This window comes from Streptomyces sp. NBC_00086 (genome assembly GCF_026343255.1).
GTDB lineage: Bacteria > Actinomycetota > Actinomycetes > Streptomycetales > Streptomycetaceae > Streptomyces.
On the sequence record NZ_JAPELZ010000004.1, the window covers coordinates 1 to 13,470 of the forward strand.

General features: G+C 66.6%; 16 protein-coding genes and 1 pseudogene. 6 read left to right on the forward strand and 11 right to left on the reverse strand.

Annotation, left to right across the window (positions count from 1 at the left end; translation table 11 throughout):
- Positions 1-502: 502 nt before the first annotated feature.
- Positions 503-979 carry a hypothetical protein gene (locus tag OG276_RS39995; protein WP_266914647.1) on the reverse strand — a complete coding sequence of 159 codons (477 nt, stop codon included), beginning with the start codon at positions 977-979 and terminating at the stop codon, positions 503-505.
- A gap of 275 nt (positions 980-1,254) precedes the next feature.
- Positions 1,255-1,713 carry a hypothetical protein gene (locus tag OG276_RS40000; RefSeq protein ID WP_266914649.1) on the reverse strand — a complete coding sequence of 153 codons (459 nt, stop codon included), beginning with the start codon at positions 1,711-1,713 and terminating at the stop codon, positions 1,255-1,257.
- 574 nt (positions 1,714-2,287) lie between these two features.
- Between OG276_RS40000 and OG276_RS40005 the strand changes: the two genes are divergently transcribed.
- From OG276_RS40005 to OG276_RS40015, 3 genes are all read left to right on the forward strand, one after another.
- Positions 2,288-2,983 carry a hypothetical protein gene (locus OG276_RS40005; RefSeq protein ID WP_266914651.1) on the forward strand — a complete coding sequence of 232 codons (696 nt, stop codon included), beginning with the start codon at positions 2,288-2,290 and terminating at the stop codon, positions 2,981-2,983.
- Between the two features lie 129 nt (positions 2,984-3,112).
- Complete coding sequence (locus OG276_RS40010) at positions 3,113-3,745, forward strand: hypothetical protein (protein WP_266914653.1); 633 nt, start codon at positions 3,113-3,115, stop codon at positions 3,743-3,745.
- Positions 3,746-4,034: 289 nt separating this feature from the next.
- Positions 4,035-4,325 (forward strand): hypothetical protein, encoded by a 291-nt coding sequence (locus OG276_RS40015; RefSeq protein WP_266914655.1) that lies wholly within the window; start codon positions 4,035-4,037, stop codon positions 4,323-4,325.
- A 37-nt stretch (positions 4,326-4,362) separates the two neighbouring features.
- Here OG276_RS40015 and OG276_RS40020 read toward each other — a convergent pair whose 3' ends face one another.
- Positions 4,363-4,569 carry a hypothetical protein gene (locus OG276_RS40020; protein ID WP_266914924.1) on the reverse strand — a complete coding sequence of 69 codons (207 nt, stop codon included), beginning with the start codon at positions 4,567-4,569 and terminating at the stop codon, positions 4,363-4,365.
- Here OG276_RS40020 and OG276_RS40025 point away from each other — a divergent pair.
- On the forward strand, positions 4,488-4,898 hold the full coding sequence (locus OG276_RS40025) for a C40 family peptidase (RefSeq protein WP_266914912.1): 411 nt from the start codon (positions 4,488-4,490) through the stop codon (positions 4,896-4,898). The genes OG276_RS40020 and OG276_RS40025 overlap by 82 nt on opposite strands.
- A gap of 15 nt (positions 4,899-4,913) precedes the next feature.
- On the opposite strand, the gene OG276_RS40030 is transcribed toward OG276_RS40025, so the two are convergent.
- The 6 genes from OG276_RS40030 to OG276_RS40050 all read right to left on the reverse strand — a co-directional run bounded on the left by OG276_RS40030 (position 4,914) and on the right by OG276_RS40050 (position 10,277).
- Entirely contained in the window at positions 4,914-6,125 is a 1,212-nt protein-coding gene (locus tag OG276_RS40030) for a hypothetical protein (protein ID WP_266914657.1), read from the reverse strand.
- Between the two features lie 416 nt (positions 6,126-6,541).
- Positions 6,542-7,282, reverse strand: coding sequence for a CPBP family intramembrane glutamic endopeptidase (locus tag OG276_RS40035; protein ID WP_266914659.1), 741 nt, complete (start codon positions 7,280-7,282; stop codon positions 6,542-6,544).
- Between the two features lie 797 nt (positions 7,283-8,079).
- The gene (locus tag OG276_RS40925; protein ID WP_323182430.1) at positions 8,080-8,391 is read right to left on the reverse strand and encodes a hypothetical protein; all 312 of its coding nucleotides are present in this window, start codon (positions 8,389-8,391) and stop codon (positions 8,080-8,082) included.
- Positions 8,388-8,666 (reverse strand): hypothetical protein, encoded by a 279-nt coding sequence (locus OG276_RS40930; protein ID WP_323182431.1) that lies wholly within the window; start codon positions 8,664-8,666, stop codon positions 8,388-8,390. Before OG276_RS40930 ends, OG276_RS40925 begins: the two co-directional genes overlap by 4 nt.
- 191 nt (positions 8,667-8,857) lie before the next feature.
- The gene (locus OG276_RS40045) at positions 8,858-9,274 is read right to left on the reverse strand and encodes a hypothetical protein (RefSeq protein WP_266914661.1); all 417 of its coding nucleotides are present in this window, start codon (positions 9,272-9,274) and stop codon (positions 8,858-8,860) included.
- A gap of 283 nt (positions 9,275-9,557) precedes the next feature.
- A complete protein-coding gene (locus tag OG276_RS40050) occupies positions 9,558-10,277 on the reverse strand; it encodes a hypothetical protein (RefSeq protein ID WP_266914663.1) in 720 nt (239 codons plus the stop codon).
- Positions 10,278-10,737: 460 nt separating this feature from the next.
- Between OG276_RS40050 and OG276_RS40055 the strand changes: the two are divergent.
- Positions 10,738-11,055 (forward strand): annotated as a pseudogene (locus OG276_RS40055) (DUF4360 domain-containing protein); the annotation flags it as partial.
- A gap of 231 nt (positions 11,056-11,286) precedes the next feature.
- On the opposite strand, the gene OG276_RS40060 reads toward OG276_RS40055, so the two are convergent.
- A complete protein-coding gene (locus OG276_RS40060) occupies positions 11,287-11,613 on the reverse strand; it encodes a hypothetical protein (RefSeq protein WP_266914665.1) in 327 nt (108 codons plus the stop codon).
- The gene (locus OG276_RS40935; protein ID WP_323182432.1) at positions 11,610-11,990 is read right to left on the reverse strand and encodes an HNH endonuclease family protein; all 381 of its coding nucleotides are present in this window, start codon (positions 11,988-11,990) and stop codon (positions 11,610-11,612) included. Before OG276_RS40935 ends, OG276_RS40060 begins: the two co-directional genes overlap by 4 nt.
- Before the next feature lie 767 nt (positions 11,991-12,757).
- Here OG276_RS40935 and OG276_RS40070 point away from each other — a divergent pair.
- Positions 12,758-12,970 carry a hypothetical protein gene (locus OG276_RS40070; RefSeq protein WP_266914667.1) on the forward strand — a complete coding sequence of 71 codons (213 nt, stop codon included), beginning with the start codon at positions 12,758-12,760 and terminating at the stop codon, positions 12,968-12,970.
- Positions 12,971-13,470 lie beyond the last annotated feature (500 nt).

Genomic DNA, 13,470 nt, shown 5'->3' on the forward strand with positions numbered 1-13,470 from the left:
CCTGAGCGCTGCGCGCTCAGGACCGAACGGCCTCGCTGCGCTCGGCCGAGGCGCCTTCGGCGCCTGGCTCTGCGCTTCGCTCCGAGCTGTGGCCGGCCCTTCGGGCCGGGGCCCTGCGCTTCGCTTCGGACTAGCTCTGGTTGCGCTGCGCTCCACCAGAGCCGGGCTCGCTGCGCAGACCCCCCTAGGCTCCCGCGCTGCGCGCGGGAGGTGATCCCGTTTCATGGGGTACGGGCCTTCGGCCCGTTGGGCGGGTCCGCTTCGCTCCCCCACCCTGGGTCCTTCCGGCTCCGCCTTCAGGACCAGCCCGCTCCGCGGACCGAGCCGGCAGCAGTACGGACTGTCCTCCGGCTCTGTGCTCCTCCCGCCCGCCTGCAAAGGGCCTCGGGCGTTGCATTCGCTGATCGATCGGCTACCGTCCCGGGCGATGTGACTCGTCGGGGTGCCTGCTTCGCTCCCACCCACGTCACACCACCGTTGACGAGGTACGCATGGCGCCCCATCAGAAACGGGAACAGAACCGTCCCGCCTCACCCACAAAAGATTCCAGTGCCTCTCGGGCCACTTCAGCAATCCGGTTCAACTCGTCCACATCAGCAGCCTCCTCAATGGTGATACTGACTTCGAACACAGCCTTCCCCTGCTGCACCAAGCCCTCAGGAAGACCGGCAAGCTGTAAACGGAGCAGACATCCCCGACTGGCCGCACGAGCCTGGAAACAGGCATCCTTCGACTCACGGTAATCATCACTGTCACGACCCCGGTCGCGCCTCGTGCTCCACCTCCAGATCTGCCGGCGCCTTAGTTCAGCAATCGACTCCACGAAGCTGCAGACGACATCCAGCTGCCTCTGCTGTCTGTGATGCTCCCTATCCCTCGCCAAAGCCCGTTCAGCGTGGAAACGCTGCATCACACCAGTCGCAATAGAGCCCGCCAAAGTGCCCAGAACAGCAATGAGTGCTACCCATACGGCCTGCATGCCCCCAGTCCACCACCCACACGAATACCGCGGTAGAGGGCCTCACCCAGAGAAAGAGGCGAGCCCAACAACGTGCTGGGGCGCAGGGGATCCAGCCCGAAACCCCCGCCGCAGGAACAGCTGGAGCGACCTCATGACCGAAACTCCAACATCCCACTTCTGTGATTCATTCTTAGACCCTGGCTAGACACTGGAAAGCCCTGCTGCTCCCCCACCCAAAATCTCACCGGCTGTCGGTGTCGTGGATCAGTGAAACTGCGCAGGTTCACGGCCACTCACAGGAAGTCCCCAGGGGGGCCGACGACCACGAAGGACGCGAGCATCAGCACGCCGGTGGCCACCAGACCGGCGCGCCGCCAAGCAGGGACCGTGCAGACGGCGACAAGCACCGCAACAAGCGCCAGCACGGTCAAAGTTGCGGCGGAGGGCTGTGGCACGTCATCCCCGAGGAAGGGAAGGAGGAGAAGCGCGTACATCTGCAGCGCCACACAGGCTGGCACCGTCACCTTCAGAGGTCGCACGCCCAACAGGCCCAACGCGACCGCGAACATGAGCACAGCCAGGAACGCCCACAGCCCGATGCCAATGAACGGGAAGGCGGTGAAGCAGATCGACGTGCTTTCCTCACAGGCTCGCGCATCGGCGGCATCGGCCCACTGCCACAGAGCCAGCCCCATCCACCCGGTCACCGCACCCGTTAACGCGCTGCCAAGAACGCTATAACCCTTAGACATGGACAGCAGCCTTTCAAGGGAACCGGGCAAGGTCCTGAGTACGGATACTCAGACCCCGCCACACTGGCTACTTCCCCTCTACCTCTGGGCGGGATACAGCGACGTCGCGGCGCTCGCGCACTCGCAGCCCCTCACCGCACAGCCGCGCCGATGGGCGGAGCCGCGGCCTCAGCCGGAGCCGGCTGCCCCAAGGCATAGCCTTCGCGGACCGTGGCGTCGTCAGGGCATGTACCAATCTCCACCAAACTGACCAGGCAAAACGGCAAAGACGTCACCGCGAAATCGGCACCAACCGTCAGTACCAAAACCCAGCCCACGCACCCACCGACCAGCAGCAATCCCCCGAAGACCCACTGACACATCAACGCCGAAAAATCACTGACAAATCAATGCACATCATCACTCACCGAACACGCCACCACCGTCCACATCCGCCTACCCCACTGACCCCCCACCGGCGAATCAGCCCGGCGTACCCCTCCGAACACCCGCCGCACGCCCCGACGACCGGGGCGTGCGGCGCACCCAGAAGCAGGGCGTAGCTCGTGCTCGGCGAGGCGGCATGATGATGGGCATGATGGAGATACCCGGGTACGAAGGCCGCCCCCTCGTCCACCGGCCAGGGCTGCTGGACGAACCCCTCTTCTGGCCCGGCCACCTGTACTCGTGCGCCCATGACGAGGACACCGAAGAGCTCCTCTTCGGCGCGGACTACGACGCGGCCGAGGAGTTCCACCGGGAGCTCATCGAGCAGGCGCAGTGGCCCGTCTTCACGATCCCGCTGACTGGCGGGCATCTCCTGCACGTGGTCTACCGCGCGTGGAAAGACGATCCAGGAGTCGACTACGTCCTGCACCACTCCAGCTGGGAGCGGGCGCTGTTGCTGGCCACAGACGACGGACACTTCATGGGTCCCGCCCTGTCTTGGACCGAGTTGCTCTACGCCGCCGACAACCAGTTGCCGGGAGGCAGCAGCGCCGATCCGGACAGCCGACTCCTGCTACTGCTGCCGGCACTTGGAGACGACCGCACTCCAGAGAGCGCGGCACCCCGCCTCGCGGCAGCCCTCACCGCCCTGACGGTCGTTGAGGACCCAGAGGCACTCGCTACCGCTCTAGCCGACGGCCAGGGCGCAGCAGGACCCTCCCGCTGGAAAAGTAAGAACGGCGTCCGCGGGGACAACGGCGCGCACTCCTACCGCAACCCATCCAACGCGTTCGCCCTGCCACCAGAAGACCTGGCGCGTATCTCCAGCGCCTTCCACACCTGAGTGTCACCTAGCCCGGCATGTGCGCAGGGACGTATTGCCGAAGGAGTTCAGCTCTGATGACGCGGGCGCCTGGGAAAATGGGGAGGCGGTAGGGGTGGAGGATGCCGGAGACTTCGCAAGGTGATCGTGATGCAGCCTGTCGTGGAAATAGTCGCCCCCGATGCCTTTGGCCTCTGGTCTGTCGCCGAGGTCGAGCGCTTCAGCTTCCAGCCCCTCAGCGGTGACCTTTCACCTACCGAGGTCGGGACGGCGATGATGGGCATCGCCGCCTGCAATGATGCTGACATCGACTCGGACAGCCCGCCAAGGCCGGCCGACCCGCTGGGCTCCTTCCTCCACGGACTACTGACGCTCGACCCGCTCATCGTGTCCGGCGGCCTTCGGGTCACAGACACCTCGACAGGCATCACCTTCCTGCCCGGCTGCTGCGACGGGCTGGAGGACTGGCGGGACTGGGACCGGTTCATCGACGACGGCAGCCCGCTCTGGTTCGGCCACGACCCCGTCTCACCGGTCGCCGAGCGCTTCGGTGACACCGTCCGCCTCACCGTCGATGCAAACCAGAGCGACAGTCCGGTGATCGAACTGCCCCTCACCGAGCTCCGCGCCCTGCTCGTCGCCGCCGAACGCGACCTGGCCGACTTCCTCGCGCTGGCGACCGACTGGGCTTCCAGGCACCTGGCCCACTACGCCCACCCCGTCACCGTGGCACTTACGCGACTCTTCGGCCTTCACGGAACGGGCGTGCCCCCGAAAGGGTAGGACGACAGCTCGTCATTTCGGCCATACACGACACCCCCCCTGCCCCATCGAGAGCATGCAACTGGCTGGGCACTTTGACGTGTACGCCGACGATCTGAGCCGCAGACCGAACCCCACGACGGCGCACGGCACCCCATGTCAGTCACGAACACCCGCTCCCACCTGGGAAAACAACACCCAGGGCACTGCCAAGAACCTGCCGAAACCCACCGACAAAACCACGCAGATCATCAAAAACCCCCGGCAGACGCCGGGGGCCTTCGTCGTGCTGCCCGAAGGAGATCCCGCGGTGCCCACCTACGAGACCCTCACCCCCTTCACCGCCGACCTGGAGCGCCTCACCACCGCCCAGCGCCGGCGGTTCCTGCGCGTCGTGAAGGAGGCCTTCGTCCCGGACCTGCGCACCGGGTGCTTCCGCCCCGGATTACAGGTGAAGGGCGTACGGGTGGCTCCCGGCGTCTACGAACTGACCTGGGCGCCCGACGGCCGCGCGACCTGGACGTACGGCCGCCAGCGCCACCACGGCCGCCACATCATCTGGCACCGCGTCGGCACCCACGACATCCTGCACCGGCCCTGAACCCGTACCGCTACGGCCCCGGCCCGGTGGTCCGCCGTCACTTGGACCGGCCTGAGGCCTTGGCCGGGGCGGCCTGCTGCCGGTGTGCGGGCACGGCAAGGCTCTGCGGGCGCGGTTGGCCGGGCGCGGCGCCGGTCGGGGTGGTGGTGGAGCGGGAGCGGGCTGCGGTGGCGGAGGCGCGGGGGCCGTCGGGGACCGGGGCGCCAGCCGGGGCGGTCAGGGCGCGCAGGGTCGCGCCGACCATGGGGGCGCGACGTCGACGGCAAGAACGGCGCCAGCGAGGGCTTCGACTGCTCGTCCCTGGTGCAGTACGCGTACTGGCCCAGCACCCGGCTCCCCCGCACCGCCGCCGCACAGTACGCGGCCACCTCCCACCGGCCCATCGCCCGCGACCAGCTGCGCCCCGGCGATCTGCTGTTCTGGTCCCGCCGCGGCGGCGACATCTACCACGTCGGCCTCTACGCCGGCGACGGCCAGGTCCTCCACGCACCCCGAACCGGCCGCAACGTCGAAGTACAGTCCCTCACCGAGGCGATGCCCGCCCGGGACTTCCTCGGGGCTACGCGCGCGTGAGCCAGCAGGAGCCGTTCACAGCCCCCTGTTGTTCGGCCCCAATTTCCTAATGATCTCTTCCCACGATTCACCCTCGGGTGCCTTATTGATCGCCTCCACGTCGTCATCCTCCTGAGAAATTCTGGACTTTCGACCGTCAGCGGGCATCAGGACAGTTGCACTCCACCCTTGGTGACGCCGATCGTAAGCATGAGGGCTGAAGGTGGCAAGGATCACCTGAAATGTCCAGTGAGAGCGCTCAAACAGGTCCAGAACCTCCAGCTCCATAACGGGATGCATGAAGTCGAACGGCTCGTCGAGAACTAGAATTGTCGGCTCCGAACGAGCCTGCAACTCGGCAAAAGCGGCGAGCACATAGAACTTAAATACGTGACGCCGGTCCGCTGCTCGCCATGCCCGCACAGAACTGATGTCGACGGACCCCTTGTCGCTCACGGTCACACCAGATATCAAGTCGGGCAGCAGATCAGGGAGGCTGCGAACAACAGTCCGCGCTGCCCATGGGTCGATATCCAAGAAATCAGCTATACCGCCGATCGTAGACAAATCCACCGCAAAGCCCTGATTCCGTGTGCCGAAGGACCAGACCCGGTAGGGACGGGGAGGGAGCGGGACCCTCCTGGCGTCAACGTGGTACTCCAGCGCTTCGCCGCGCACCTCCACAGTCGCACGCCGCAGCGCCGGGTCGAACCAGGTGATCTCACACGTAAGATCGGCCGGATGATTGGGAAATGCCGCATCCATAAGCAGCTGGGGAGAGGTCATGCACGTCAGCAGATGGAACAGGCGGGTCTTCCCCGAGCCATTCATACCGAACAGCAGGTTGAGTTTCGAAAGCCGAATGACACCCGGCATAAAAAGGTAATGGCTCGTCACTTCAAGCGACTGCACCCACCCAAAGGGCTGAACATGCCCTCCCTGTTCAAGCCGCGTCCGATTCTCGTGCAGGTCCTTCCAGCTCCGAAGCAAGGACGCCGAATACATCTTTCCCGCGTTCACATCGACCAGGCGACCACAATTCGCGCACATCCAAATTCCATTGGATATTGTGGAGCGTTCCTCATCCGAAAGGCCGCCGGTTCCCCGTGGGCCACCTGCCGCTGCGGCAAAGATATGGGAAGCCGTGCCGGTGTCCGAGACGCCCTCAGGTCCAGCCCCCGGGCCGATCGTCAATGCCCCACACTGAGGATTGGAGCAACGAAATCCGGCGCGCTGGGCGAGCTTCAAACGAGTCTCTTTGCTGAAGTCTGCCCTCGTCCCGCGGCTACGGCCTGGTGACGGCACCTGCTGTCCCCCCTCAACTCCCGATGCTAAGAAGCCCATCCGGCAACTGTACGTACGAGCGCTGACACCCACCGATGCGAGCCTCGGGCCCGCCTCTGCGGTGAGATCACATCTCTGTCCTTTAGGCCCAGACGCCATCTACAACACCCAGACACTTTCCCAACCAACCCGCAACAACCCCAGGTCAAGCCGCCTCTGACACCGCAAAACCGTTCTCACACAAACCTGCAACACCCCAGCTCACCGACCCACCGACACCCCAACCACCCTCCCCCTCAATGACATCACCCGGCCCGTCCCGTGCAGACACGTGATGCCCCCGCCCGGTGGGCGGGGGCATCCCCGGTGCAGCGGGTGTGTCAGTGCCCGGCGGGGGCGGGCTGGGCCCCGGCTTCGGCGTGGGCGGTGGGTTCGGCGGTGCGGCGCTTGACGATCAGGACGACCTGGAGGGCGATCGGCAGGATCATGCCGGGGTACGCCTTAGGGTCGGCGCCGACGCCGTTGGAAATGAGACTGAAGTCCCACAGCCCGTGGACCAGCATCGGCAGCAGGAGCACCCCGCCGACGCGCAGGCAGAGGTAGAAGAAGTAACCGGAGGTGGAGACGATCACGGCCTGGAAGACGGCAGCGCCGCCTTCACCGAAGGCGTTGCTGACGTGGACGATGCCGAAGACCACCGAGGACCAGAGGGCGACCTTGCCCTCGCTGAGGCCGGCGCGCTTGAAAACCTGGACGCCGATCCCGCGGAACATCAGCTCCTCGCCGATGCCGACCAGCGCGGTCATCGCGGCCAGGGCGAGCACCATGGAGGCCGGCTGGTCGGCGAGGTTGGGGTAGTTCACCGCCAAGACGGCGACCACCAGCATCGAGATCGGGACGAACCGCACCCAGCGGCGCACCGGCACCCGGTAGTTGAGGACGCTGCCCCACCAGCCGAGCCAGGTCACCACGGCGGCGCCGAACAGCACCGACAGGCCGATCGGGATCACGCCGTTTCGGACGATTGATTCGGTGGTGGGGAACTGGCTGTCGCTGCTGCCCCGGTCGACGCCTATGAGCGCGCCGAGCCCCTGGATGATCGCCAGGTAGACGACGACCACGGCCAGGTCAGCCTGCGCCCGGCCGGGAGGGGGGACGGTTGTGCGGACACGGGACGACTCCTCAGGGGTGGGGGCAAGGCGCCCGAGCAGTCGGGCGAACAAATGATCCCATAAATGAGAAAAATCCTTAAAGAATACGCAAGGCCTTCGAAACGGACACAGATCGGTGAAGGAAGCCGGGAACGGAGACGCCCGGGCCGCCGTCGGCCTGCAGCGGGCTGGGCCGCCACACACCCGCGCGGTCATGATCAAGCGCGGCGGGTTGCGGTCATCTTCGATCTTCACCAGCGGCCGGTCTGATGGAATGATCGGCGACCAATGCCCATCCCGCACCACCGCCGCCCAGCCCGTGGGCACCCTGACCACCTTCGAGCCGGACGGTCGCTTCCACACGGCCGGGTTCACCGCCCACACGCTGACCGGTGACGACCGCCCCCTCATCCAGCCCCCGCTCCACCCCGTCCCCGACGTCATCCCCCAACGCCACCGGAAGCAGCAGCTCTGTCGGAGGAACCGGATCCTGGCGGGTCATGCTCGACCGCAGCCAGCGGCAAGGGCCCCGGGTACCCGCACCAGCATCCCAGGACGAGCGGGATCCGACTGGGCGAGGCGGAGGGGTTCCCGCCGGGAGTCAGGCCTTCCGGCAGTGGCGGCAAGTCACCGGGCGGCCGGTGCGCAGCAGGACCCGCAGGCCTGCGGCCGCTTGGTCCGTCATACACATTGGGACAGTGCCGTCCGCTCCGGGGCGGGCGGCGCGCACGACCGACGAGATTTCACGACGCCGGACGGGGTATCCGTCAGCTGGCCCGGTCGAAGGCCAGCACCGCGTTCGGGCAGCCGGCCGCGTATCGCAGCAGCGCCTCACGCTCGGCCTGGTCCACGGACAGCGCCCACCGGTGCTTGGTCGCCACCCATTCCCCGATGTACCGGCAGTGCACCGCCGGGGCCGGCATCCAGCTCTGCGGGTCCTGGTCAGACTTTTGCCTGTTGGAGCGCTCGGTGACACCGACGAGGGTGACGTCGCTGCTGATGTCGTTGGCGTACCGGCGGCGCAGCTCCGTCGTCCAGCCGTAACCTCCGGAGTCGTGGAGTTCCGCGAGCGGGATCATGTGGTCGATGTCGACCCCGGCCGGCCCCGACGGTCGGGGGCCTCGATCGCCTCGGCGATCAACACGTCGTTCCTGGCCGAGCAGCCGTTCTTGTCATCGTCCTTCCAATGCGGGTACAGCTCACGGCGGTAGCCGTCGCGGACCTCCGCGGCAACCGACAGGGAGGTGATGGCGTCGGTGAGGGTGTACTCGTCGGCGTGCGCAGGGGCGGCCGGAGCGAGGGCGGCGAAGGCCAGGGCAGCGGCAGCGAGGCCGCGGGAAAGGTTCTTGATCACGCCCCGGTGATAGCGCCCCGGCCCGCGCCAACGAGGCCCTTACAGAGGGACTCTCACCCTACTGGGGGAAGTGATTCACCGAAGGAACGATGCGCCCGGACGTGATCTCGCGCGGGTGACCCGTTGGCCACCTTGACCATGTCGTGCCGACGTCCTACGCGGGGCCTCGCAGGCCGCTTCGCGCCCGCCTCTCAGGCGCTGCGCGGCTTGCGGCCCGCCGTCTTCTTCGCGGGCTGCTTCTTGGCCGCGGCCGTCTTCTTCGCGGGCAGGTCGTGGACGGTGGCGTCGGGGCCGCCGGTCCGCGCGGCCTTCGCCTCGCTGACGGAGCGTTCCAGCATGGCCATGAGGTCGACGACCTGCGCGGAGGGGGGCTCGGTTGCCTCGGCGGGTTCGGGGCGGGTGCCGGCTGCCTTGGCCTGGATCAGCTTCTCCAGCGCGTCGCGGTACTCGTCGCGCAGCTCGCTCATGTCCGTCCCGGAGAGGGTCTCGGCGAGCTTGATGGCGGCGTCGACCTCCTCCTCGGACACCCCGACGTCCGGGACGTCGACCTGGGAGGCGGACCTGATCTCGTCCGGCCACCGAAGGCCGTGCAAACGATCACTGCCCATCCAAGTCGCCCGGTGGTGATGTCTCCAGTCCTCGCACCGCGGACCAGGCGAGGCGGCGAGCGCGGCATCGGACAGAGCCCGGGACACGGGCGCGGGCTGCGCGGATGGTGGCGTCGCCAGGGCATGCAGGGTGGCGTCCAAGAGGCGGCCCGCCGCGGTAGCGGACGGCTGTTCCTTCCAGGGGGTTGGTGAGGCAGCCAGGTGCTCGTCGAGGAGGCCGTAGCCCGCATGGTCGCGGATTTGGCCCCTACGGTGGGGGCGGCGATCCCGTCGTCTGGGACGGCTATCCCGGTACACGCAAGGAGGTGATCTGTATCCAGTCCGGGGCGAAGGTTCCCTCGGGCAGAGCCACCCAGTCGTCAAAGTCGTTGTCGCCGTCGACGGTCCCGATTAGTCCACGCCCAGACGCCCCGTAGTACAGGATGCGACCGTCACCGAATGCGGTGATCTGCTTCCAGTCCGGAGCAAAGGGGCCTTCGGGGAAGACGGGCCCGTCGTGGAAGATGTTATTACTGCCGAGGGTACAAACAACTCCGCGCCCACCTGCCCCACAGAACAGGAAACGATTCCCGCCGAGCCAGGTGATTTGCCTCCAGTCCGGAGCGAATTCCCCAGGGTTATAGACACTGATTGTGTCCGGAGTGTTGTCGTCAGGAATTCTGACGAGATAAGAGTGCCCGTTCAAGTCCGCATAGAACAAGACGAGATCACCCCTGAGCGTGGCAACCTCCCTAAAGCCCAGACTGAAAGGACCCACGGGAGCCTCGGGGAAGGTGACCACGTCCTGGAGGACATTTTCGGCGTCGATTGAACCGATGCACGCACGCCCCGACGCGCCCGCGTAGTGCAGGATGCAGTTGTTGCTGAGAGCGGTGATGAGTGTCCAATCCGGGGCGAAGGCCCCTTCGGGCAAAACCTCCACGTCGTCAAGGACATTGTTGGCGTCGATGGTACCGATGCATCCCCGCCCGGACGCCCCGTAGTACAGGATGCGCTCCGACATCACGTTGCCTTTCCGGCCTCACCTCGGCTGCTCACTGCCAGACGGCACAAGTTGGCTGGAGCTGAAAAATTTTGGCTGACGTCCCGAATACTGGCAATGTGCGACACAACGTCACATTGCCGTGGGAGGGCGTGCAACCGTATAGCCGGAGAGGCTGGAAAAACCCAACCGGATCACCGGGCAGAACATCTCACTTCTCCGCCGGAAATCCGAACCCCTCGGCCTGTTCCGACAACCACAGCCTGCGCGACGGTCACTGGTCGCGAGTTCGGAGGGGGGAAGCACCTCGGTACCGGTGGCCGGCATCAGACTCTCCTTCAAGTATGGGCACGACACCCCGCAGTGTGCTAGTCGGGGCACCCGCCGTCCTTGCCCTCCCCGGGCATGGACGGCTTCGCGTCGCTGCCAGCCGTCCCCCCGGACTGCAGCCCGCGAGCGCGCCGACTAGGTCGACTACCGGGGCTACGCAAGCCTCCAGCAGGGCGCCACCGGCACCCACAAGGGCAGCTACAGCTACTGCTTACAAGGCATGCCACAGGCCGAGGCCCGCACCCACACGTTCCAAGGGACGCTCGACGACAACGGGCAGGCAACCGACACCACGGACGCCGACGCCCTGGTCTTCGCCCCCTGCGGCGAACAGTCCAACTTCAATATCAACACCGAACTGCTCACCGAGGTCGGGATCTCAGACCCGGCCACCACCAGCTACATGACGCTCGACTCCACCGACGACAGCGTCTACCACTTCACCTGGAAAGAGTGCGCAGCACCCTGATCCGGCAACCGCACAGCCCCCGGCTAGAAGGCGTCGCGACGCTGCGCACGGTTTGGGCGTGAGCCTGCGGAAAGGCGTAAGGGGCCGGCGCCATAGGCGCCGGCCCCTTACGTGCGGGCCGCGCGTCAACACGCTTCCGCTGGAAGCTGAGGACAGAGCCGCCAACACCCCGCTGGTTCGCGGGCAGATGCTCACGGCGGCCGGCCACGATGGGCGGGGACCTGGCAGTTGCTAGAGATGGGGGACTTCGGCGGCGCCACCTGCCCTGACGGCGCCGATGACCCGTTCGTGGAAGGCTGCGAGACCGCCGGTTGGGAGGGGGGCCGGGCTGCCGGTGAGGGTGTAGGACTCCTCCGCGCCGGTGTACTGGATCCGGACGTCCACGGTGCCGTCCGGGCCCGCCGTGGTGGTGACGCTGACGTCGCCGGTGATGACGCCGACCTCGTCCGTCATCACGCCGCCGGGACCCGCCTTCACGTGGTCGGTCAACGGGACCACCCCTTCCGGGGTGCCGCCGCGGTCGGGATCCGGGGCGTTGTCGGGCTGGTGGCCGGTCATGAGCAGGTCTCCAGCATCTCGGTCAACTTCTTCTTCTCCGCCTCGGTCACCGTCAGCTGATAGGTGGCCTTCACGTTCGTCCACGCCGTCGCGTACGTGCACCAGTACGCTTTCGCGGGTGGCTGCCACTCGTCGGGGCCCTGGTCGCCCTTGGACCGGTTCATCGCCGCGGACACCGCGAGGAGCTGGGGGCGGGTCAGGTCGTTCGCGAACTCCTTACGCCGCTCCGTAGTCCACGACCCGGCGCCCGACCGCCAGGCGTTGGCGAGTGGGACCAAGTCGTCGATGTCGAGCTTCCCGGCGTCGGTGACGGTGATCCCGTCGTAGACCGACACCCAAGTCCCGGAGACCGCCTTGCACTCGCTGCCGCGTTTCACCTCCTTCCCGGAGCGCTCCAGGACCACCTCGCGGGTGTCGCAGGCGTCGACCCTGGCCGGTCCAGTGCGTGGACTTCGCCCGGCTGTACCCCGTCATCGCCTGCTGGTTCGCGACCTTGAGTCCGGTGAGCTGGCCCCGGGCCACCGCCGTCGTCGACAAGCCCGGAAGCGCTGGTGCTCCCGGCGCACCCTGCCCACCGCCCTTCCCCTCACCGGACAGGGACGGCTTCACGTCACCTTCGGCGGCCACCCCCGGATTGCAGCCCGCGAGCACGCCGACGAACAGAACCGCCGCCACCACACGGCCATCCAACCGCATCTGACGATGCATAAATACCCCAAAACATCTTGAAAAGTACCTCCGCGACCCTACCCACCGCGCCTACCCACGATGACCACCCCGGCACGCACCGAACGAAGCCCACTACGCCCGCCGCTTTGACGCCGCCAGCACCAGCTACGGGCCTCAACCCATCGAAGGACTTCACCCGCAGCCGCCCCCGGCTCAGCTCAGAAGCCGGTGAGCTTGTCGGCCTTCGGGACCGCAGTCGTCCTGCGCGCGTGCGCCCTCGCAGCCGCTCGTCCGGCCGCCCGCTGGCGGGTGAGGGGGCATCCGACCTCTGGGCGCGGCCGCCACCATGATCAATCTCACCGGTTAAGCGCCGTACGGCTACTACTCGCCCCCGGGCGATTCGCATGCGGTCGGACAGAGGTGGGAATAGCCCAGGTACTCATGTCCGCAGCATGAGCAATCCTCGGGGGGAATCATGACGGATGACCGTCTCGGTGCGGCCAGCCCAGCTCGCCGCACCCGGCGCCAGAAGATGACGGCTTGGTTTAGCCTCCATCCGATAGGGATCGTCCTATGGGGCTTTTTGCTGCTGGTGGTGGTGCTCGGCGTGATTGTCGCGAACACCTACCACGGCACGGGCGAGCCGTGCCAGGGCAACGTCGGGGCCTGCCATCCCATGCCTCGTTGATCTTGCCGAACTGGCCAAACTCAGACCGGGATCCCGCCAGCTAGACCCGGCCCACAGCAACGCCCGCTATGCGCAGGGCCACATCGGCTGTCGCCTGTGCCAGCTCTGCGGTCGACCGGCTTGGATCGCCGCGGCGCGTCAGGACTGCCCCTTCGACGAGGGTGAATAGGAGATCCCTGCGCATCCTGAGCGAGGCTTCGTTTGCTCCGAGTTCGCGGCCAGCTGCGGTGTCGTTCAACAGCTCAAGGTAGGCGTCGCGTAGAAGGTTTCGCAGGGCATGAAAGCGCGCGTAGCTGGGGGATGTACTCGACTGGTCGCGGCGTAGCTCGCTGATCGAGGCGCGGCGGGAGCTGGTGCGGTTGATGTCCGGAGTGGTGCACGGGCAGGGCTGATCCGGACTCCTTTCCATGACTTGGGTGGGGTATGCCGGTCTCCGTTTGGCCGGATGCGTCGGTCGGCGTGCTGCGTCATCCCTACTGGGAAACGAGGTGCCGGAGCGA

What these genes read in the sequence shown, in the direction of transcription:
- OG276_RS40000 (WP_266914649.1), bottom strand. Translation starts at nt 1,713, where the DNA reads ATGTCTAAGGGTTATAGCGTTCTTGGCAGCGCGTTAACGGGTGCGGTG.
- OG276_RS40060 (WP_266914665.1), bottom strand. Translation starts at nt 11,613, where the DNA reads ATGACCGGCCACCAGCCCGACAACGCCCCGGATCCCGACCGCGGCGGC.
- OG276_RS39995 (WP_266914647.1), bottom strand. Translation starts at nt 979, where the DNA reads ATGCAGGCCGTATGGGTAGCACTCATTGCTGTTCTGGGCACTTTGGCG.
- OG276_RS40050 (WP_266914663.1), bottom strand. Translation starts at nt 10,277, where the DNA reads ATGTCGGAGCGCATCCTGTACTACGGGGCGTCCGGGCGGGGATGCATC.
- OG276_RS40925 (WP_323182430.1), bottom strand. Translation starts at nt 8,391, where the DNA reads ATGATCCCGCTCGCGGAACTCCACGACTCCGGAGGTTACGGCTGGACG.
- OG276_RS40005 (WP_266914651.1), top strand. Translation starts at nt 2,288, where the DNA reads ATGATGGAGATACCCGGGTACGAAGGCCGCCCCCTCGTCCACCGGCCA.
- OG276_RS40020 (WP_266914924.1), bottom strand. Translation starts at nt 4,569, where the DNA reads ATGGTCGGCGCGACCCTGCGCGCCCTGACCGCCCCGGCTGGCGCCCCG.
- OG276_RS40010 (WP_266914653.1), top strand. Translation starts at nt 3,113, where the DNA reads ATGCAGCCTGTCGTGGAAATAGTCGCCCCCGATGCCTTTGGCCTCTGG.
- OG276_RS40070 (WP_266914667.1), top strand. Translation starts at nt 12,758, where the DNA reads ATGACGGATGACCGTCTCGGTGCGGCCAGCCCAGCTCGCCGCACCCGG.
- OG276_RS40045 (WP_266914661.1), bottom strand. Translation starts at nt 9,274, where the DNA reads ATGGGCAGTGATCGTTTGCACGGCCTTCGGTGGCCGGACGAGATCAGG.